At 46.5% G+C, this 19,238-nt stretch carries 20 protein-coding genes; 11 read left to right on the forward strand and 9 right to left on the reverse strand.

The genetic code is table 11. The annotated features are described in order from the left end of the window. Positions 1–18: 18 nt before the first annotated feature. From CXF70_RS09510 to pxpB, 5 genes are read right to left on the reverse strand one after another with little or no spacing between them, the layout of a single operon-like run. Positions 19–654 carry a response regulator gene (locus CXF70_RS09510; protein ID WP_101802449.1) on the reverse strand — a complete coding sequence of 212 codons (636 nt, stop codon included), beginning with the start codon at positions 652–654 and terminating at the stop codon, positions 19–21. Continuing rightward, positions 629–2,485 (reverse strand): sensor histidine kinase, encoded by a 1,857-nt coding sequence (locus tag CXF70_RS09515; protein WP_233208595.1) that lies wholly within the window; start codon positions 2,483–2,485, stop codon positions 629–631. Before CXF70_RS09515 ends, CXF70_RS09510 begins: the two co-directional genes overlap by 26 nt. Positions 2,486–2,535: 50 nt before the next feature. Then, entirely contained in the window at positions 2,536–3,306 is a 771-nt protein-coding gene (locus tag CXF70_RS09520) for a LamB/YcsF family protein (protein ID WP_101802450.1), read from the reverse strand. Continuing rightward, positions 3,303–4,268, reverse strand: a complete 966-nt coding sequence (locus CXF70_RS09525; RefSeq protein ID WP_101802451.1) for a 5-oxoprolinase subunit C family protein — start codon at positions 4,266–4,268, stop codon at positions 3,303–3,305. The genes CXF70_RS09520 and CXF70_RS09525 overlap by 4 nt, the downstream gene beginning before the upstream one ends. Beyond that, entirely contained in the window at positions 4,252–4,950 is a 699-nt protein-coding gene (pxpB, locus tag CXF70_RS09530; protein WP_101802452.1) for a 5-oxoprolinase subunit PxpB, read from the reverse strand. Before pxpB ends, CXF70_RS09525 begins: the two co-directional genes overlap by 17 nt. 518 nt (positions 4,951–5,468) lie before the next feature. On the opposite strand from pxpB, the gene CXF70_RS09535 reads away from it, so the two are divergent. The 4 genes from CXF70_RS09535 (at position 5,469) to brnQ (CXF70_RS09550) (ending at position 10,278) form a co-directional block, all read left to right on the forward strand. After that, entirely contained in the window at positions 5,469–6,107 is a 639-nt protein-coding gene (locus CXF70_RS09535) for a TetR/AcrR family transcriptional regulator (RefSeq protein ID WP_101802453.1), read from the forward strand. After that, positions 6,104–7,003 (forward strand): ABC transporter ATP-binding protein, encoded by a 900-nt coding sequence (locus CXF70_RS09540; protein ID WP_101802454.1) that lies wholly within the window; start codon positions 6,104–6,106, stop codon positions 7,001–7,003. The genes CXF70_RS09535 and CXF70_RS09540 overlap by 4 nt, the downstream gene beginning before the upstream one ends. Continuing rightward, complete coding sequence (locus CXF70_RS09545; RefSeq protein WP_101802455.1) at positions 7,003–8,607, forward strand: ABC transporter permease; 1,605 nt, start codon at positions 7,003–7,005, stop codon at positions 8,605–8,607. Before CXF70_RS09540 ends, CXF70_RS09545 begins: the two co-directional genes overlap by 1 nt. A 306-nt stretch (positions 8,608–8,913) precedes the next feature. Then, the gene (gene brnQ, locus CXF70_RS09550; RefSeq protein WP_101802456.1) at positions 8,914–10,278 is read left to right on the forward strand and encodes a branched-chain amino acid transport system II carrier protein; all 1,365 of its coding nucleotides are present in this window, start codon (positions 8,914–8,916) and stop codon (positions 10,276–10,278) included. Between the two features lie 68 nt (positions 10,279–10,346). Here brnQ (CXF70_RS09550) and CXF70_RS09555 read toward each other — a convergent pair whose 3' ends face one another. The 3 genes from CXF70_RS09555 to CXF70_RS09565 all read right to left on the reverse strand — a co-directional run bounded on the left by CXF70_RS09555 (position 10,347) and on the right by CXF70_RS09565 (position 12,174). After that, positions 10,347–11,000: a GntR family transcriptional regulator gene (locus tag CXF70_RS09555; protein WP_084243302.1), complete on the reverse strand. Its 654-nt coding sequence runs from the start codon at positions 10,998–11,000 to the stop codon at positions 10,347–10,349. A gap of 107 nt (positions 11,001–11,107) precedes the next feature. After that, positions 11,108–11,800 (reverse strand): LrgB family protein, encoded by a 693-nt coding sequence (locus CXF70_RS09560; protein WP_101802457.1) that lies wholly within the window; start codon positions 11,798–11,800, stop codon positions 11,108–11,110. After that, positions 11,800–12,174, reverse strand: a complete 375-nt coding sequence (locus CXF70_RS09565) for a CidA/LrgA family protein (protein ID WP_084243300.1) — start codon at positions 12,172–12,174, stop codon at positions 11,800–11,802. The genes CXF70_RS09560 and CXF70_RS09565 overlap by 1 nt, the downstream gene beginning before the upstream one ends. Positions 12,175–12,336: 162 nt before the next feature. Here CXF70_RS09565 and CXF70_RS09570 point away from each other — a divergent pair, with 162 nt between their 5' ends. The 3 genes from CXF70_RS09570 to CXF70_RS09580 all read left to right on the forward strand — a co-directional run bounded on the left by CXF70_RS09570 (position 12,337) and on the right by CXF70_RS09580 (position 15,218). After that, positions 12,337–13,035 carry an AIM24 family protein gene (locus tag CXF70_RS09570; RefSeq protein WP_101802550.1) on the forward strand — a complete coding sequence of 233 codons (699 nt, stop codon included), beginning with the start codon at positions 12,337–12,339 and terminating at the stop codon, positions 13,033–13,035. A 306-nt stretch (positions 13,036–13,341) separates the two neighbouring features. Further along, entirely contained in the window at positions 13,342–14,712 is a 1,371-nt protein-coding gene (gene brnQ, locus CXF70_RS09575) for a branched-chain amino acid transport system II carrier protein (RefSeq protein WP_101802458.1), read from the forward strand. A 149-nt stretch (positions 14,713–14,861) separates the two neighbouring features. Beyond that, a complete protein-coding gene (locus CXF70_RS09580; protein ID WP_101802459.1) occupies positions 14,862–15,218 on the forward strand; it encodes a SpoIIAA family protein in 357 nt (118 codons plus the stop codon). A gap of 99 nt (positions 15,219–15,317) precedes the next feature. Here the strand turns inward: CXF70_RS09580 and CXF70_RS09585 are convergent, their stop codons facing one another. After that, positions 15,318–15,527 (reverse strand): hypothetical protein, encoded by a 210-nt coding sequence (locus tag CXF70_RS09585; RefSeq protein ID WP_084243296.1) that lies wholly within the window; start codon positions 15,525–15,527, stop codon positions 15,318–15,320. A 108-nt stretch (positions 15,528–15,635) separates the two neighbouring features. Here CXF70_RS09585 and CXF70_RS09590 point away from each other — a divergent pair, with 108 nt between their 5' ends. The 4 genes from CXF70_RS09590 (at position 15,636) to CXF70_RS09605 (ending at position 19,221) form a co-directional block, all read left to right on the forward strand. Beyond that, positions 15,636–16,829 carry a class I SAM-dependent rRNA methyltransferase gene (locus CXF70_RS09590; RefSeq protein ID WP_101802460.1) on the forward strand — a complete coding sequence of 398 codons (1,194 nt, stop codon included), beginning with the start codon at positions 15,636–15,638 and terminating at the stop codon, positions 16,827–16,829. Positions 16,830–16,991: 162 nt separating this feature from the next. Next, entirely contained in the window at positions 16,992–17,294 is a 303-nt protein-coding gene (locus CXF70_RS09595; RefSeq protein WP_255400080.1) for a DUF3817 domain-containing protein, read from the forward strand. A 129-nt stretch (positions 17,295–17,423) separates the two neighbouring features. Further along, entirely contained in the window at positions 17,424–18,638 is a 1,215-nt protein-coding gene (locus tag CXF70_RS09600; RefSeq protein WP_101802461.1) for an MFS transporter, read from the forward strand. A 16-nt stretch (positions 18,639–18,654) separates the two neighbouring features. After that, positions 18,655–19,221, forward strand: a complete 567-nt coding sequence (locus CXF70_RS09605) for a GNAT family N-acetyltransferase (RefSeq protein ID WP_101802462.1) — start codon at positions 18,655–18,657, stop codon at positions 19,219–19,221. Positions 19,222–19,238: the final 17 nt, after the last annotated feature.

Genomic DNA, 19,238 nt, shown 5'->3' on the forward strand with positions numbered 1-19,238 from the left:
TACGGCTCTCGGAGTATTTTATCTTAAAGGCACCAGATTGTTCTGAACGGCAAAAATGATTGCCTGTGAGCGGCTTTTCACATCAAACTTTTTGAAGATATTGCTGACATGGATTTTGACCGTCTTATCACTGATGTAGAGGCGGGAAGCGATATCTTTATTGGACAGGCCTTCAACAAGCGCCAATAAGACCTCCATTTCACGCGGTGTCAGGGAATTATCTTCTTCTGAATTGTCCTGCTTGTGCATGGACATCAACTTTTTGGTCATTGCCGGAGGTATGACCGATTCACCGCCTGCCACTGTCCGAATAGCTCCGATTACGTCTTTGGAAGGGGAGTCTTTCAGCAGATAGCCGTCAGCGCCTTCACGGATGGCGGCCATGAAATATTCATCGTTATTGTACATAGTCAAAATAATGATTTTGATGACCGGATAATTGCTTTTTACCCACCGTGTCAATTCTATGCCATTCATCTCTTGCATGTTGATATCCATCATGATGATATCGGGCTGAACTTTTGGCAGCATCTCCATCAATTGAATATTGCCTGTCGCTTCACCCATTACTTCCATATCTTCTTCCTGGGCGATCAGCGTTTTTAAACCATCTCTCAAAATTGCATGGTCATCCACCAACAGTACTTGAATCATTTATTATTCCCCCTTCAAAGCCCATTTTCGGTATCCTGACGATAATTTCCGTCCCTTTGGTTTCGCTGCTTTCGATTTGGAGAGTTGCTCCAATTTTTGCCGCATCTTCATTCATCTGTAAAATTCCGTAATGCGGTTCTTTCATGGCAGTGGTCATTGCCTCGTACAATGAAAAGCCGATTCCATCATCTTTGATTTTCAGGAAAATCTGTTCTTTTTGATAACTCAACAGGACATTCAAAGAACTAGCCTGCGCATGTTTTATGCAGTTTTGAATGCTTTCCTGCGCAATCGAGTAAATGACTTTTTCCGTCAATAAACTTAATTGGGTTTGGATGCCGCGTTTCTCAAATAAAATCTCAAGGCCGTTATTGCCATTTTTCTTTATTTCATCAATTTTTTTCTGGATGGCACTATCCAAACTCAGATTTTCAGTAGGGTAAGGGCGAAGAGCGTAGATTGAATCGCGTATCTCTTTCAGCCCTTCCCGTAATGTATTGTTGCTGTCATTGATCATCCGTTGCGCTTCTTCCGGGTTCGATGAGATTTTTCGTGCGGCACTATCAAATTTCATAACGGCACCGGCCAGAGTTTGTGCGATGCCATCATGGATATCATGGGCGATGCGGTTGCGCTCTTCCAATAAAATCCGTTGTTCTTTCTCACGGAAAAGCAATTGCGTCTTAAGGAAAATAGCCAATTGGTTGGATATGGTCGAAATCGAATGGACATCTTCCACCACAAAACTGTTGGTGCGTATTTTCGTCAGGATCAGACAGCCGATAAGCTCGTTATCCAGTAGTAACGGGGCATAAACCGCAGCTTGCATATTTTTGTCAAAGCACCCGGACAGAGGCGCCTGATCCAGGTCCTGTTTGTTGAATACTTGTGTCGTGTGGATTTTCTCCAATTTGGAAAGATCTTCTTCCTTAAGCGCTTCTGCCAGGTCGGCGCGGCTGCCTTCTGAAAATGCCAGCTCCCAATTTTCCTGCTCATCTTTTGTAAACAAGAAGCTTTCTTCATAAAAGACAACTTCGCTCAAGAGCAGTTTAATCTCTTTGTCCCATTCTTTTGTCGGAATGGATTTATTCAATTCGGAAGAAAAATGGAATAAAGCCTTTAAACGCTGCTTATCTGCACGAAGGCGCAGAATGATTGAACTGATAATTGCAAGAAAGATTAAAGGGGAGAGGAAGAAGAAATAAGTGAAAATATCGACTTCCCCTCTGTTTTGGCTTCCGAGGTAATACAGGAGAAAACCATATACCAAGGAAATGCTGAAGCTGAAGAGTTCGCCTTTCCCTTTTTCTGCCCAAATCTCTTTTGTATATTTTTCCGGACGAAGAAAGAGGACGATATCAACGATGAAATTATTTATAAGATAAAAAAGAGCGATAAAAATAAACAAGGAAACGAAATTCTTCCACATTTCCGGTGCACTGAACAAAGGCATGAAAGTTTCCTGGAAAAAATGAGCACCCGCAAGGCTGAGAATAAGTTGAGCGGGATTGAAGAAAATGATTCGGAGCGGCCTCTTATTGATCCACGTGGTTAAAAGAACGCCTATGAAATAAAGGACAATTGTAATTTCGATGCCGTAAATAAGATAAGTCAAAAAGATAATCGGAAATGTTAAAGAAGAATTCCCTTTTCTGAACGGCATCGGGTAATGTTCACAAATAAAAATAAAGGTCAGAAGAAATAACAATTCAAACGGTTTCTCAATAACAGGCATTTGCAGCAGCGAATAAATCGCGAGCGACCAGCCGATTAATGAAACGATCATCATGAATGATTGAGCGCTATGGTGCCTGGCTGCTATCTGTTTCAAAATTTTTCACCTGCCTTGACTAAGGTTATTGGTAATCCTGAACATGCTTTTCAGATAATATCAGAAACTTTAACGGTTTCAACTCCAGCTTCTGCCAACGATTTCGAGATTTGTTCCGCAAAGCTCAGGGCGTTCACTCCGTCTCCGTGGATGCAAACCGTATCGGCTTTCATTTCAGCATCTGTGCCTCCGACAGTCAGCACTTTGCCTTCCTTAACCATCCGCACGACCCGCGCAATCGCTTCACTGGAATCGGTGATCAAAGCGTTGGCATCGGAGCGGGGGGTAAGTGAACCATCTTTCTGATAGGTGCGGTCGGAGAAGACTTCGCTTGCTGTCCGCAGACCGATTTCATTGCCTGCTGTGACCAGTTCACTGCCGGCGAGCCCGTACAAGATCAAAGCGGGATTTACGTCATACACTGCTTCAGCAACGGCTCCGGCATATACAGCATCTTTCGCGGCCATATTGTATAGGGCGCCATGAGCTTTGACGTGTTGCAGAATGCCGCCTTCCGCATTGACGAAGGCTGACAGTGCGCCGATTTGGTAAACGACGATATCATAGATTTCCTGTGCTGACAGCTGAAGATTACGTCGGCCGAAACCGGGCAGGTCCTGAAAACCTGGGTGCGCACCGATGGCCACGTCTTTTTCGAGCGCCAGCCGCACCGTTTTGCGCATCGTCGCCGGGTCGCCTGCGTGGAAACCGCACGCGATGTTAACCGAACTTACATAATCCAGGATTTCTTCATCCCGGCCAAGTTTATAAACGCCGAAACTCTCGCCCATATCACAATTCAAATCCACTTTAAAAGTCATCCTGTCTCCTCCTTTTTCAATGCTATAGCCCGTTTCAAACAATTGATCTTTTTTTCTTGAAGCTTCAAAAGACGTTGTGCTTCTTCAATGCTGACTTCATTGAACCGCAAGTGATCTCCGGGTTTCAGCTGGCTGATAAGGGGCAGGTCGACCGTGATGACTTCCGCGATTTTCGGATAGCCGCCAGTGGTCTGGCGGTCGGCCATCAAAATGATCGGGTTGCCGTCTGCCGGCACCTGGATGGAACCGAAGGCCACAGCTTCCGATATCATCTCCTGCGCTGCTGCCAGTGTCAGGCGAGACCCGTCAAGCCGGTAGCCCATCCGGTCCGATTGGGGGTTTACTGTAAAGGTTTCAGATAAAAAATGTCTCCGGCTGGCTTCAGAAAACGCTTCGAATTGGCGGCCTTTTATTACTCGGATTACTGGTGCAGAAGAATAGGAAGGTGGAGGCACGAACCACGACTTGCCGCGAGCAGCCGATTTCTGATCGGCATTTGTTTCACCGATAACCAGTTGATCGCCGGATTCCACAGCGCGGCCCTGGTAACCGCCAAGCCCAGCGCGCATATAAGTGGAGCGGCTGCCCATCACTTCCGGAACAGCGATTCCGCCGGCGATTGCCAGATAGCAACGGCTGCCGGACCGAGGCTTACCAAACGTCAGTGTTTGTTCTTTCGCTGCGTTTAACGCCCGCCAGTTTCCTATTGTTTTGCCGTCCAATTGAGGAGTCAGGTCGCCGCCGCAAATCGAAATGACATGGTCTTCATTGAAATGAATGCTTGGCCCCATCAATGTTATTTCCAGTGCCGCAGCTTTTTCTTCATTGCCGACGAGCAGGTTGGCAATACGCAGGGCATAGGGATCCATCGCGCCGGACGCTACAACACCGTATTTTTGGAAACCTGTTCTGCCAAGATCCTGGACAGTTGTCTGCATGCCGCTTTTATGTATGGTAAGCATTTTTCTTCTCCTCCAACGTTTGATATTCATCAGCTGTAATTTGACGGAAAACAACAGTGTCTCCCGCACTCAAGAGGCTTGGAATTTCATGATCCGGGAGAAACAGACGCGTTGGTGTGCGCCCGATCAGTTGCCAGCCGCCAGGCGTTGAAATCGGATAGACGCCGGTCTGGTTTCCGGCGATTCCGACACTGCGCTCCGGAATTGTGACGCGCGGAGAGACCTTCCGCGGTGCTGCGATTTTTTCAGACATGCCGCCGAGATATGGAAATCCCGGAGCAAAGCCGATCATGTGAACGGTATAGCTTGCTCCGGTATGGATCGCTATCACTTCTTCTGCGCTTAAGCCGTTGTGCCGGGCCACATATTCCAGATCCGGCCCATGGTCGCCGCCGTAACAGACAGGAAGTTCAATGGTGCGTGGCGGTGGCAGCATGATTTCAGAAGCTTTTTTCAGCAGAGCAGCTAATTCCAATTTCGCTTCGCCATATGAGACTTGCAGTGGACTATAGACGATTGAAATGGTCGTGAACGCTGGAATAAATTCGGTCATCCACTGCGGCGGGTCCGTTTCAAGTAAAGCTGTAACAGCTCTGACTCGATGATGCGTTTCTTCATTTATTTCATTTCCGATTTCAAGAATGATCGCCTGGTCACCGAGCGGAGAAAAAGAATAATCCATACATATCCTCCTGTTTCTTGAGAAATCTGATTATTCTCTAAGTATAGGGCTTTAAGCGGGATGACGAAAGGGGAAGAGAAGATGATATCCGCTGAGAACCGTTCAGTTGGGAATAAAACCGGTGAAGTTGGGAGTAAACAGAGCAAAGTTGGGAGTAAACGGGACGAAGTTGGGAGTATTTCGACCAGAGTTGGGAGTAAACAGTAATTCGCCAAAGAGGAGCCGTCGCGGTTCCTTTTTTTGTGGCTGATTTGTCGAGTTGGGCGTATTTGAATGAAAGTTGGGCATATTCCGACTGGAGTTGGGCATATTCCAATTAAAGTCGGGCATATTCGACCCAAAGTTGGGCATAAACTCAAATCTTCAAGCCGGCCGGAGTTGATTCCAGGGCGTGAACACAGTTTTTCTGCTGCCTATAAAAATTTCGTTATTTTCTGTAAATTATCATTGACCACCCTGGTCGATAGGATTATACTGGAGTCGACCAGAGTGGTCTAAGGGGAGGCGGAAAAACGCAGATGGAAAAATTTAAAGGCCTCGATGAAGAGAAGCAGCAGAAGATATTGGATGCGGCGTTGCTGGAATTTGCGGAGCACGGCTATAAAAAGGCTTCGACAAACCGGATTGTAAAAGAAGCGGGCATCGGCAAGGGAATGCTGTTTTATTATTTTAAGAGCAAAAAGGATTTATATGAGTTTTTGGCGGAATACAGCCTGGATTTCGTGGTGGAAAAATACTTTTCCAGAATCGATATGGCTGAATCGGATTTCATCGAACGCTTAAAACATACTTCGCAATTGAAATTTGAAGCACAAACGGAAAATAAAAACGTCTTTAATTTTTTGGGCACGTTTATGCTGACGGCAGATTTTAAGCTGGCACCGCATATACAGAAAAAATACGAAGCCATGCAGCAGAAAGGCAATGCCATGTTGTATGAAAATGTGGATTTGTCGCTTTTCCGTGATGACGTGGATGTACAAAAAGCATTTAAGCTGATCCGCTGGTCGATTGAAGGATATCAGAATGAGCTTTTGCATAAGATACAGGGACAAAGCATGGCATCGATTGATTTTGATCCGTATTGGGAGGAATTTTACGAATACCTGGAGATTTTGAAGAAAAGTTTCTATAAGGAAGGGAAGCGGGATCAATGACTATTCTTAAAACAGCCGGCTTAACAAAAAAATTCGGAGATTTTGCAGCGCTTGATGGAGTCGATATTGAGGTAGGCAAAGGCGAAGTCTATGGGTTTATCGGTCCGAACGGCTCAGGAAAATCGACGACCATCCGTGTACTGCTCGGAATCCTGAAAGCTACGGAAGGGCATGCGACGATTTTCGGCAAAGATGTCTGGAAAGACGCGGTCGAGATTCATAAGCGGGTCGCTTATGTACCGGGAGACGTCAATCTATGGCCCAATTTGACCGGCGGTGAAGTCATCGATTTATTCATCAAGCTGCGCGGCGGCAACAATACCTCAAGGCGTGAAGAGCTGATCCGCAGATTCGATTTGGATCCCAGCAAAAAATGCCGTACCTATTCTAAAGGGAATCGGCAGAAAGTGGCTCTTGTTGCGGCGCTTTCTTCAGATGCTGACCTCTACATTCTCGATGAGCCGACTTCAGGACTCGATCCGTTGATGGAACGTGTATTCCAGGAATGTGTCCGCGAAGCAAAAGCAGAGGGCAAAAGCATCCTGCTGTCGAGCCATATCTTATCGGAAGTTGAACAGCTTTGCGATAAAGTGGCGATAATCCGGCAAGGCAAAATTATAGAAACGGGTACATTAAAAGAACTTCGCCATTTGACGGGAACGATGCTGCTGGTGGAAACAAAAGAGCCGATGCCGGGTCTGGCAGAAGTCAAAGGTGTGCGAGGTATTGTACAGAAAGACGGCGCTTTGTCATTTCAGGTAGATCAGGAAGAACTCGATCATGTAGTCCGCTACGTAAGCGGGTTCGGCATCATCCGCATGGAGAGTGCGCCGCCGACATTGGAGGAACTGTTCATGCGCCATTATGAAGGGACAGGAACGGGAGGCGTATCCTGATGAATAACCAGTTATTCAGTGGAACTGGCAGTTTAAGCCGTTTTATCCTGCGGCGTGACCGAATTCGGATTCCGATATGGATTCTCAGTTTTGTTTTTGCAACCGTCGCCACGGCGGTGGCATTCATAGGGTTATATGAAAATGCACAGGAACGGCAAGCCATAGCGGCAACGATGGAGAATCCGGCGATGACGGCGATGGTGGGTCCTGGGTATGGACTTGCCAATTACACCAGCGGCGCGATGATGGCTCACCAGATGCTGTTGATGACCGCCGTAGTCGTCGGGTTGATGAGTGTGCTGCTGGTGATTCGCCACACTAGAACAGATGAAGAAGATGGGCGCATTGAAATGGTCCGTTCTTTGCCGGTCGGACGGCTTTCAAATGTAGCTGCCACATTATTGGTATTGTTTTTGGTGAATACCGTGCTGGCGGTTCTTACCGGCATCAGTCTGTATGCGTTGAACATTGAAAGCATGGAATTGGAAGGCTCGCTTCTTTATGGAGCAGCACTTGGAGCAACCGGGATGATTTTTGCGTCACTTACGGCTGTTTGCGCCCAGCTATCGCATAATGCCAGAAGCGCGATGGGCTTATCCATTGGCATTCTGTTATTGGCCTATATCGTGCGTGCGATTGGCGATGTGGGGAGTGAAGCCGTCGCTTGGCTGTCGCCTCTTGGATGGATTGTCCGTTCGGAAGTTTATGTCAATAATATCTGGTGGCCGGTTTTGCTGACGGTGGGCGCCGCGATCATCTTCGGCGCGCTGGCGATGTACCTGAATTCAATCAGGGATCTTGGAGCAGGCTTTCTGCCCGCAAGAGCTGGTAAAGTCCATGCGTCTCCGCTGTTATTGAGTCCCATCGGACTTGCATTCCGGCTGCAGCGCACAGGATTTATTGCCTGGGCGATCTCGATGTATGTGCTGGGTGCTTCTTACGGGTCTGTGATGGGGGATATGGAATCCTTTTTTGCGGATGTCGACCTCATGCAGGATTTGCTTGTGCCGATGGAAGGATTTTCGCTCGTTGAGCAGTTTGTTCCGACTTTGATGGCTGTCATGACCATCATAGCCACAATACCGGTGCTTATGGCCATATTGAAGGTGCGGGGCGAAGAGAAGAACGACCGCATTGAACATATTTTAGGCAGAGCAGTTTCAAGAAATCGCCTGCTTGGCAGTTATTTGCTGATTTCGCTGATAGCGAGTTTTGTAATGATTTCACTGGCCGGTCTGGGGCTTGGCACAGTGGCGGATGCGGTGATGGAAGAAGGATTTGATGTAGCCATGGCTTATCAGGCAGCGCTCGCCTATTTACCGGCGGTGTGGGTGATGGTCGGTTTGACGGTGCTGCTGATTGGCTGGCTGCCGAAGCTGACCGGCTTTATCTGGCTGTATCTCAGCTTTTCTTTCTTTGTCATATATCTCGGCAGCTTGTTCCAATTGCCTGAATGGGTGGAGAAAATTACGCCTTTCGGTTATGTTTCAGCTATTCCGCTGGAAGAGTTCGACTGGCTGCAGGCGACGGTGCTGACAGCTGTCGCAATACTATTGATTGTGGTTGGATTTGTCGGATACAATAGGAGAGATATTGGCAGTTGAACGGGAGAAGTCTCCTTGTATATTTAATTTCACATCAAAAAAGCAGAAAAGGTCTCGAGCCTTTTCTGCTTTTTATTTATTGTTATTTCAAGAAAATTACACTTAGACACGAACTTAGTACCTATTTTATTAGAATAGACAGATTTTTAAAATATTTGTGATTAAAAGTGTTGATTTTTAGAAGAAAGGATGTAATATAGCATTATGCAATATATCGCATAATGTATTTCGGGTCTTAAAGTTATATTGAAAATATATAATGACAAGCAAAGCAAATACAGGAAAAGAGCATGAGGAGGAGAAAGTATGGATAGTAAATTATCATTTAAGTCGTATGCAGTTGTCGGTATGATGTTGTTCGCATTATTTTTTGGGGCAGGGAACCTGATTTTTCCCGCGCAATTGGGGCAATATGCAGGAACGGAAGTCGGTATTGCAATACTCGGATTCCTAATAACAGGTGTGGGCTTGCCGCTTCTCGGAATTCTGGCGATCGGTTATTCAAAAAGCAATGATCTTCAGGATCTTTCGAGCCGTGTGCATCCGATTTACGGCATCCTTTTCACTTCTCTATTGTATTTGACGATCGGGCCCTTCTTCGCATTGCCGAGAACAGGTGCTGTCGCTTATGAAGTCGGCATCGCCCCTTTTGTCAGTGACGGTTCGATGGGGACGATGCTGCTGATATTCTCAATTATCTTTTTTGCTGTTGCTTTGTTCATCTCATTGAATCCTTCTAAAATCGTCGACAGTGTCGGCAAATTCCTGTCACCTGCAATTTTAGTGACTTTGGCGGTGCTGTTGATCGCGGCGTTCATCACGCCGATGGGTGAAGCGGGAACACCGCAGGGAGGCTACCTGGATAATGCCTTCATGACCGGTTTCCTGGAAGGCTATAACACAATGGACGCGCTGGCGTCGCTGGTATTCGGCATCATCGTCATTGCGGCTATCCGTAAAATGGGCGTCAACTCTCCCAAAGGCGTTCTTACCGCTACATTGAAAAGCGGGCTTGTCGCGGCGGCATTGCTTGCTGTTGTCTATACGGGCATCGCGCTGCTTGGTGCAACGAGTACAGGCACATTGGGTCTATTGGAAACAGGCGGTCCGGTTCTGAGCGGAGCTTCTGCTCATTACTTCGGCACATTCGGCACTTTGCTGATAGCTGTCATCATTTCGCTTGCGTGCCTGACAACAGCGGTTGGCCTGATTGTTGCCAACGCGGAATTTTTCCATAAGCTGGCACCGAAAATCAGCTATAAAGTGTTTGTTGTCATTTTCTCTGTATTTGCATTGGTTGTAACGAATGCTGGCCTTTCCAATATCATCACGTATTCAATCCCTGTCTTGATGTTCCTGTATCCTTTGGCAATTGTGCTGATTCTCCTGGCTTTCACATCGCCGTTATTTAATCATGCACGTGCTGTCTATGTCGCGACAATAACTGTGACGTTCTTTATCGCAGTGATTGACGGATTCAAAACACTGACCGGCACACTGGGAGTGGAAAATCCTGTGTGGCTGCAATCAGTCATCGATTTCTATGGCACTGTACTTCCGCTGTATAATGAAGGACTCGGCTGGTTATTGCCGGCCGTCATCACAATCGTTGTCACCGGTTTGGTTGCTTCGAGCAGAAAAGGTGAAAGTGTCGAGCCGGTAAGGAATTAAATAGGAATCACAAAAAGCTGTTCCGAAAGCAAATGCTTTCGGAACAGCTTTTTTCAATGGAAGAGTTGCTATTTGGCATTCATTTCTTCGATGGAGCGGATCCAATTATTTTTTGTCAGAGAAGAAAGGCGTTCGGCATCCTTGTCTTTGAAAGCCTGGATAATCTGGTCGTGTTCGTTGCGGGAAGCTTCCGACAACTCCAATGAATGATGGAAAAACTGCCTTCTCACATGGGATTGCAGCCGGCTGAGCATAATGGTGATGTATGGATTCTGAGCGGCTTCAATAATGATCCGGTGAAATTCTTCATCTATTTTGAGTGCAGTGAAACTGTCTTTTGCTTCAATAGCTTTGGCAAAACGCTGATTGGTTTCTTCCAGACGCCTGATTTGGTCCTCGGTAATGTTCGGAACAGCAAGCTCGCCGGCCAGCGCTTGCAACACGGCAAGAGGCGGCAGCAGATGATTGATATCTTCTTTTAACACTTCCGTAACGGTGGTGGCTTTTCCAGGATACATTTTCACAAAACCCACCATCTCAAGCAACTGCAGCGCTTCTCGGATGGGGGTTCTGCTCAAATTGAGCGCCTGGGCCAGTTCGATATCAGTCAGCTTCTCTCCTGGCTGCAGCGTACCGTCTATAATCCATTGTTCCAGCTGGGAATAGGCACTTTCTTTAGCACTTGTACGAACAGGTTTTGAATGGTTAGTCGGGACCGGCATATTCAATCTACCCTCTCTCAAACTCTTATTACTATCCATTATACGCCAATAAAACAGAAAAGGCAGTAATCAATATGCAGTATATCGCAGGCTTATGCAGCAAGTTTTCAGAGGAAGAAAATCCAGACAAAAACAGGAGCCAAAAATGAACCGATAACTGCACTTAATGACATGGCGACTGAGCTGACTGATGCTTCCTGCGCGCCATATTCCAAAGCTTTGGCGGTTCCAATGCCATGAGCCGAAGCCCCCAAGCCCATGCCGATGCCGATCGGCGTTTCGATACGGAGCAGTTTCAGGAAGGCGGGCCCGACAATAATTCCGGAGAATCCCGCAATCATGACAAACACTGCCGCTAGGGAAGGGATACCGCCTAATTGCTCGGTCACCTCCATAGCCACAGGTGTGGTGATGGATTTTGGCAGTAAGGAAAGGATCAACGTCCTTGAAAATCCGAATAATTTTGCCAAAGTGATACCGGAGGCCATGCCGATGACTACTCCGACCAGGATACCTGAAAGGACAGGCACAAGATTATCGAATAATAGTTTTCGCTGTTTATACAACGGAATTGCCAAGGCGACAACGGCAGGGCCCATGAAACTGTCGATCCACTGGCCACCGGTCATATACGTTTCATACGATGTCCCAGTCATCAGTAAGAACAGCACAATGATGAATGTGGCTGTCAAAGCAGGCATTAAAAAGGAAAAGTGGAATCTTATATATAGAAGGTTCATTAAAAAGTAAGCAGCGAATGTAAAACCGATGAAAAAAAATGCAACTAGTAAATCGCTCATCATTTCTGCTCCTTTCGTGCTTCAATCCGGCGGCCAAGATATTGGCTGGTGGAACCGGATGCAGCCATCGTCAATAAGGTGCTGAAAATAATGACGACAATCAGGAAAAAACCTTTGCCGGTGAATACATCGAGGTATTCGATAACTCCTACTGTGGCGGGTATAAAGAAAAGCGGTAAAAAAGACAGCAGCAAAGTGGCTGTGGAATCCACAAAACGCAATGGGACAAGCTTAAGAAGTAAAGCGGCGAACATCAGCATGAAGCCGATGATGCTTGCAGGCAAGGGGATGCTGAACAGCTCGCGCAGCAATTGGCCGAGAAAGAAAAAACCATATATAAAAATGAATTGAAACAGAAGCATCAAAAATTTCATTGCGCGTGCGCCCCTTTATTTCCCAGACTTAAAAGTTTCTATTTTTACAGTATATCAATGAAAAGCGAAAAAATATTGTGGAATGGATGGAACGGTTTTATTCGCGATGAAACTTCTGCAATCCGTTGGCCGTATAGTAAAGAAACGAATGGAGGAATCGGAATGAGCAATTATACAATCAAGGATTTTATCGAAAAGACACGGCAGGACGAACGGGAAAATGATTATTTTGAACTGGAGACGGAAAGGATTCTGGAAGTGAATCTGGACGGGATGGTTTGGGCGAAAACAGGGTCGATGATTTCCTATACCGGGCAGATTAAGTTTGCGCGGGAAGGCGTCATGGAACATGGCCTTGGCACGATGTTCAAAAAAGCATTGACGGGTGAAGGCACTTCACTGATGAAAGCCAATGGACAAGGGCGCTTGTATCTCGCTGACCAAGGCAAGAAAATCACGATTTTCGAATTGAACGATGAAACCATTACGGTAAACGGCAATGATTTGCTTGCTTTTGAGCCGGGAATTGAATGGGAAATAAAATTAATGCGCAAAGTGGCTGGCATGATGGCAGGCGGTTTGTTCAATGTTACATTGAAAGGCAGGGGGCGTGTCGCCATCACTTCACATTACGAGCCGCTGACATTATTGGTGAAACCGGGACAGCCTGTCATTACCGACCCGAATGCAACAGTGGCATGGTCAGGTAATTTGACACCGGAATTCCGCACCGACGTCAGCTTCCGCACCTTTATCGGACGGGGCAGCGGTGAATCGATCCAGATGGAATTCCAGGGAGACGGTTTCGTCATCGTTCAGCCTTTTGAAGAGATTTATACAGTTTCGAATGGATCTTCCTGATTTGGTTTCCGGTTCGCTGAACGGGGAATAAGATTATAAAGTTAAAAGCCTCACATCCATTGCCACATTAAAATAGTGAACATGAGCTGGAGAAAAGCTGATTTTTCTCCAGCTTTTAACATGAAATGAATATTCTGTATATTAAAAGAAGTAAATGGATTTCAAAAGACAGATTTTTTGAAAATTTAATGGTTTCAGCAGTTGCATTTTGCTTTGAGTATTGTAAGATGGCTAATGTAATGCATCGAATCATGGAATTTTGGGAACGGTTCAATCCAAATGCTTACATCCTCAGGAGGAACCTGCATGGATACAAATCTGAATTTTAAATCTTATCTTATAATCGGCATGATGCTGTTTGCTTTGTTTTTTGGTGCGGGGAACCTGATTTTTCCCGCACAATTGGGACAATATGCGGGATCTGAAGTGGCAATTGCCGTCACTGGCTTTCTGATAACGGGCGTAGGCTTGCCTTTGCTCGGAATTCTTGCTCTCGGCTATTCAAAAAGCAATGATTTACGTGATCTTTCAAGCCGGGTCCATCCGGTTTATGGACTCGTTTTTACATCTTTGCTGTATTTGACGATCGGGCCTTTCTTCGCATTGCCACGGACAGCCGCGGTCGCTTATGAAATCGGAATCGCCCCCTTTACACCGGGCAGTTCGGGAACGGTCATCTTGCTTGTGTTCTCCATCATCTTTTTTGCGATTGCACTGGCGCTGTCATTGAACCCATTGGAAATCGTCAACAAGATCGGGAAGTTCCTGTCTCCTGCTATTCTGGTGACGCTGGCCGTGCTGCTGGTAGCTGCTCTGTTCATGCCGATGGGCACGATTGGCGCACCTCAGGACAATTACACGGACAGCCCATTTCTGACAGGATTCCTGGAAGGCTATAACACCATGGATGCCTTGGCCTCACTTGTTTTTGGAATTATCGTTATCGCCTCAGTGCGTAAACTGGGGGTTACTTCCGCTAAAGGCGTTCTGGCTGCAACTTTGAAGAGTGCCGTAATCGCAGCTGTATTATTGGCTGTCGTTTACACTGGAATAGCCTATCTTGGTGCAACAAGTACAGGCACATTAGGGCTCCTCGAAACAGGCGGTCCGGTCTTGAGTGGAGCCTCTGCCCATTACTTCGGCACATTCGGCCAATTATTGCTTGCCGTCATCATCACGCTTGCCTGCCTGACAACAGCAGTGGGCTTAATCGTAGCAAATGCAGGATTTTTCAATAAGCTTGCACCGGTGATCGATTACAAAATCTATGTTGTCATCTTTTCCGTCTTTTCATTGATTGTTACAAATGCGGGCCTTGCGAACATCATCGCCTTTTCGATTCCGGTGCTGCTGTTTTTATATCCACTGGCCATCGTGCTGATAATGCTGGCGTTCCTGTCACCGCTCTTTAAGCACCGCCGCCTCGTTTATGCGTCGGCGATTATCGTGACGTTTTTCATCGCTGCGTTCGATGGAATGAAAACGCTGACAGCTTCGATTGGCGTTGAAAACCCTTCATGGCTGCAGGCAATCGTCGACTTTTACAACATAATACTTCCGCTTTATAATGAAGGCCTTGGCTGGCTGCTGCCGGCATTGGCAACCATTCTTATTACGGGGATTATCGCCCGCTTCACCAGAGGGGAAGACGTCACATCAACCGAAAATCAAAACTGATTATGACACTTGAAACTGTTTCAAAGCCAAAAGGCTGCGGAACAGTTTTTATTCTGGGCAAAAATCGGGAGAAGGCGTTGAGCATCCAGTTTGACTGTCTGAGAATAGGGAATAGAATAATACGATAATTTTAAGGAAGGGGCGGAAAAATGCTGACTTTAGTGCCGAGTAAAGATATGGAAACAATTGCAGTGGAAATCGAAGGCCACGTAACAAAAGATGATTTAACGAAGCTCGATAAAGTTATACAGGAAAAGTTTTCGGAAAAAGGGGAATTCAACCTTTACGCGATTCTTTACCACTTTGAAGGCGCTTCTTTTAAAGCGTTGCTCGAGGAAATGAAAATTGATGTGAAACGCTGGAGCCAATACAATAAACTGGCGGTGGTTAGCGATGATGAAAAAGTTGAGAAGCTGGTCGAAACCAGTGACTATCTGCCATCCATCAAAACAAAGCATTTCGACATTGACCAGATGGAAGATGCGTGGGAATGGATCAGTGAATAAGGAATAGCGCAAGCACCCGTTCAGCGTTGCTGCCAGCATAATCCGATGAATCTAAAAAGCGTTCAGCACTTTTACCGTGCTGAACGTTTCTTTGTTTGCTCATGGTCCAATTTCTTCAACAGTCAGAAGCTCGGCTTTGACGATATGATGCATATTCAGCACAATCGTTTTGCCGGCAGCATCCTGAACAGGAAGCAAACTGACCATGACCCCGGAGAAATGGTATTCGAGCGGACCCTCAAACCGGATATTCTCCAGCCATTCCCCGTTCGACAGAAGAATGTTATAGGTGTGGATCTTTTTCTTCATGATTTCTCCTCCTCAGCTGTTATTCCGATGAAAAGAGTGTATTGAGAGAGGCTTTGTTATACACTTATTATAAGATAAATGGGCAAAATACAGATAGGATGAGACTTGATGAAACAGCAAATCACCATAAAATTGAAAGATAAATCCAAAGCGGAGATTGCCGCGGGCTATCCCTTGATAACAAAAGATTCGCTTGAAGGAGCCGAGCGCCTTCAGGAAGAAGGGACAATTATCAACCTGACAGACAGCAAAGGGCGTTTTGTAGCAAAAGCCTATTACGGCAATCAAAACAAAGGCGCCGGCTGGGTGCTGACCCGAGATGAAACTGAAAACATCGACCAGGCGTTCATCGAGCGGAAGCTTATCGAAGCGCTGCGCCGACGCCGTGACTTGTTCAATAATCCGGAAACTACCGCATTCAGGCTGTTCAACGGAGAAGGTGACGGGTTCGGGGGCGTCATCATCGATTATTATGATGGCTATTTCCTGGTGAGCTGGTACAGCGAAGGGGTTTATTCATTCAAGGAAGACTTTGTGGCCGCTTTGAAAAATGTGGCGGAATTCAAAGGGATATACGAGAAAAAACGCTTTGATACAAAAGGGCAATACATTGAAGACGATGATTTTGTCGCGGGCGAGCGCGGAGAATTCCCGTTGATCGTCAAAGAGAATGGAGTCAATTACGCCGTTTACATGAATGATGGAGCAATGACAGGCATTTTCCTGGATCAGCGGGAAGTGCGCCAGGCGATCAAGGAAAAATACGCAGAAGGGAAAACGGTGTTGAATACGTTTTCCTATACCGGTGCATTCTCTGTCGCTGCTGCTCTTGGGGGAGCGGATAAAACGACCAGTGTCGATTTAGCTAAAAGAAGTTCCGCTAAGACCATCGAGCAATTCAGTGTCAACGGCATCGATTACGAAAACCAGGATATCCTGGTTATGGACGTTTTCAACTATTTCAAATATGCCAAGCGCAAGGAATTGAAATTCGATATCGTAATTTTGGATCCACCGAGTTTTGCGCGATCCAAGAAATATACGTTCAGTACATCGAAAGACTATACGAATCTCATGAAAGAAGCGATTGCGATTACAGAAGACAAAGGTATCATCGTCGCTTCGACAAACAGCGCCTCTTTCGGGATGAAAAAATTCAAAGGGTTCATTGACCGGGCATTCAAGGACTTGGGAAGAAAATACAGCGTTGTGGAAGAGCATGCCCTGCCGCCGGATTTTAGGGTCGATCCGAAATTCAAAGAAGGCAATTATTTAAAAGTCCTCTTTGTAAAACTGGGATGATGCATCCTGATAAACGCTGAAACTTTGACGTAACGTCATTCAATATGTGGCGAAAATTTGCAATGTCTCCAGCTTTTTCGCTGGTCTTTCAAGTCATCTGCTTGTAGAGGGGGAAGCTCCTCTTCTATAATGGTGGATAGTATGAAAGAGGAGTAGAAGGACTTGAAAAATGCATTGAATCAATTTCGTTTCATGGGATTTGTTGAAGGCGGCTCTTTGTTGCTGCTATTGTTTATTGCGATGCCGCTGAAATACTTTTTCGGCATGCCGGAAGTTGTCAGTGTGGTGGGTGCGCTTCATGGCGGACTGTTCACCGTTTATGTATTGATGATCATTTACGCCACTTTTGCAGTGAGATGGCCGTTCCGTTTTACCGTCGGCGCACTGGCGGTAGCTTTTATACCGTTCGGTAATTTCATATTGGACAGACGGCTGGAAAATTGGAAGCAGCTGAAAGCAGCCTGAGACACCGGGGGAGCAAGTCCCTGGGTGTCTTTTTATTTCCCAACTGTTTTATAATAGATAAATCAGCCGATGTATGGGATTCGGCTGGAATCATACATATTTTAAAACTAATTTACTGGAGGACCTGTAATGGCGAACGCAATTAAGACATCTATGGCAGGGAACCCGGTATATCCGGTCATGTTCGCAATCGGCGCATGCCATTTGCTGAATGATACCTTGCAGGCGGTCATACCCGCCATGTTTCCGATTTTGGAAGAAGAACGGGGTCTGACTTTTACACAACTGGGCTTAATCGCCTTTGCCTTGAATATGGTGGCTTCTGTCCTGCAGCCAGTAGTCGGTTATATCAGTGACAAAAAACCGATGCCATATGCTTTGCCGCTCGGAATGACCAGTTCATTCCTTGGAATTGCCGGGCTCGCTTTTGCACTCGAATATTGGATGATCCTGGTGTCGGTGATGTTTCTCGGCTTTGGGTCCGCCGTCTTCCATCCCGAAGGTTCGCGTGTTTCCTATATGGCAGCTGGATCAAAACGGGGATTGTCTCAGTCGATTTATCAGGTCGGCGGCAATTCCGGGCAGGCGCTGGCACCGTTGATCAGTGCGTTCATTCTGGTGCCGCTTGGCCAGACGGGAGCTGCATTGTTTTTATTCGTTGCGGCGCTGGGCATTTTTATCCTGTCGAAAATTTCACGGTGGTATAAAGAGCAGCTGGAACAGGAGAAGCTGCAGAAAGTGAAGAAAGTGCTCTTGTCGTCGTTGCCGGAAATGACCCGCAAGCAGATCGGCATCGCTTTGACTTTATTGCTGATCATCATTTTTGCACGTTCTTTTTACGTCACGAATATCACCAGCTTCTATATTTTCCACCTCATGGAAACGTATGGGCTGACGATTCAGCAGGGTCAGCTGTACATCTTCCTGTTTTTGGGCGTAGGTGCGGCAGGCACGTTCTTTGGCGGTCCGCTGGCAGATAAAATCGGGCGGAAAAATGTCATCGTGATGTCACTTGCGGTACCAATTCCACTCGCTTTGATATTGCCCTACATGCCGCTTTACGCGGTCCTGCTGCTCCTTGGGCTGATCGGCTTTTTCATTATGCTGAGCTTTTCAGTTACGGTGGTGTACGCGCAGGAATTGGTGCCAAGTAAAATTGGGACCATGGCGGGGCTGACGGTCGGTCTGGCATTCGGCATGGGCGCAATCGGCGGCGTAGTCATCGGCATCCTGATGGATTCGATCGGTGTTTATGAAACGATGGTAGTAGTATCGTTTCTTCCGCTTCTTGGATTAGTCGGGCTCGGACTGCCGAAAGACCGTAAGATAGCAGCAGTTAAATAAGGGGGATACAGTAATTATGGAGAAAAAAGTTAAAATACCGGAAGTGCTGGAAGAATTATTCACAGAACGGCTGAAACTGCGCATGCCAAAACCGGGGGATGGAAAAGTGATCAATGCGGCGATTAAAGCTTCCATGGATGAGTTGAAACCGTGGCTCGGTTTTGTATTGGAAGATCCATCTCCTGCCGATACTGAAATCAATACGATGGAAGCGCATATCCTTTTCCTGAAAAGGGAAAATCTCCGCTATTTGATCTTTGATAGGGAAACAGATGAATTTATTGGATCGACAGGCTTCCATAATATTGAATGGAATATGCCGAAAATGGAAATCGGCTATTGGATCAGCACGGCACAAAGCGGCAAAGGCTATATGGTGGAAGCGGTGAGCACCCTGACCGATCTGGCTCTGAACAGTTTCGGCTGCCGCCGCGTCGAAATCCTGTGTGACGCGGAGAATCTCAAAAGCCGCGCCGTCCCGGAGAAATTGGGCTACGTATTGGAAGGCGTTCTGCATAACGATGAATTATCAGTTGACGGCAAAAGGCTGACGGATACCTGCATTTACGCAAAATGGCAGTAAATTGACCACGACAGGAG

Source organism: Planomicrobium sp. MB-3u-38, assembly GCF_002836425.1.
Taxonomy (GTDB): Bacteria; Bacillota; Bacilli; order Bacillales_A; family Planococcaceae; genus Planococcus; species Planococcus okeanokoites.

What these genes read in the sequence shown, in the direction of transcription:
- CXF70_RS09510 (WP_101802449.1), bottom strand. Translation starts at nt 654, where the DNA reads ATGATTCAAGTACTGTTGGTGGATGACCATGCAATTTTGAGAGATGGT.
- CXF70_RS09520 (WP_101802450.1), bottom strand. Translation starts at nt 3,306, where the DNA reads ATGACTTTTAAAGTGGATTTGAATTGTGATATGGGCGAGAGTTTCGGC.
- CXF70_RS09525 (WP_101802451.1), bottom strand. Translation starts at nt 4,268, where the DNA reads ATGCTTACCATACATAAAAGCGGCATGCAGACAACTGTCCAGGATCTT.
- pxpB (WP_101802452.1), bottom strand. Translation starts at nt 4,950, where the DNA reads ATGGATTATTCTTTTTCTCCGCTCGGTGACCAGGCGATCATTCTTGAA.
- CXF70_RS09535 (WP_101802453.1), top strand. Translation starts at nt 5,469, where the DNA reads ATGGAAAAATTTAAAGGCCTCGATGAAGAGAAGCAGCAGAAGATATTG.
- CXF70_RS09540 (WP_101802454.1), top strand. Translation starts at nt 6,104, where the DNA reads ATGACTATTCTTAAAACAGCCGGCTTAACAAAAAAATTCGGAGATTTT.
- CXF70_RS09545 (WP_101802455.1), top strand. Translation starts at nt 7,003, where the DNA reads ATGAATAACCAGTTATTCAGTGGAACTGGCAGTTTAAGCCGTTTTATC.
- brnQ (WP_101802456.1), top strand. Translation starts at nt 8,914, where the DNA reads ATGGATAGTAAATTATCATTTAAGTCGTATGCAGTTGTCGGTATGATG.
- CXF70_RS09555 (WP_084243302.1), bottom strand. Translation starts at nt 11,000, where the DNA reads ATGCCGGTCCCGACTAACCATTCAAAACCTGTTCGTACAAGTGCTAAA.
- CXF70_RS09560 (WP_101802457.1), bottom strand. Translation starts at nt 11,800, where the DNA reads ATGAGCGATTTACTAGTTGCATTTTTTTTCATCGGTTTTACATTCGCT.
- CXF70_RS09565 (WP_084243300.1), bottom strand. Translation starts at nt 12,174, where the DNA reads ATGAAATTTTTGATGCTTCTGTTTCAATTCATTTTTATATATGGTTTT.
- CXF70_RS09570 (WP_101802550.1), top strand. Translation starts at nt 12,337, where the DNA reads ATGAGCAATTATACAATCAAGGATTTTATCGAAAAGACACGGCAGGAC.
- brnQ (WP_101802458.1), top strand. Translation starts at nt 13,342, where the DNA reads ATGGATACAAATCTGAATTTTAAATCTTATCTTATAATCGGCATGATG.
- CXF70_RS09580 (WP_101802459.1), top strand. Translation starts at nt 14,862, where the DNA reads ATGCTGACTTTAGTGCCGAGTAAAGATATGGAAACAATTGCAGTGGAA.
- CXF70_RS09585 (WP_084243296.1), bottom strand. Translation starts at nt 15,527, where the DNA reads ATGAAGAAAAAGATCCACACCTATAACATTCTTCTGTCGAACGGGGAA.
- CXF70_RS09590 (WP_101802460.1), top strand. Translation starts at nt 15,636, where the DNA reads ATGAAACAGCAAATCACCATAAAATTGAAAGATAAATCCAAAGCGGAG.
- CXF70_RS09600 (WP_101802461.1), top strand. Translation starts at nt 17,424, where the DNA reads ATGGCGAACGCAATTAAGACATCTATGGCAGGGAACCCGGTATATCCG.
- CXF70_RS09605 (WP_101802462.1), top strand. Translation starts at nt 18,655, where the DNA reads ATGGAGAAAAAAGTTAAAATACCGGAAGTGCTGGAAGAATTATTCACA.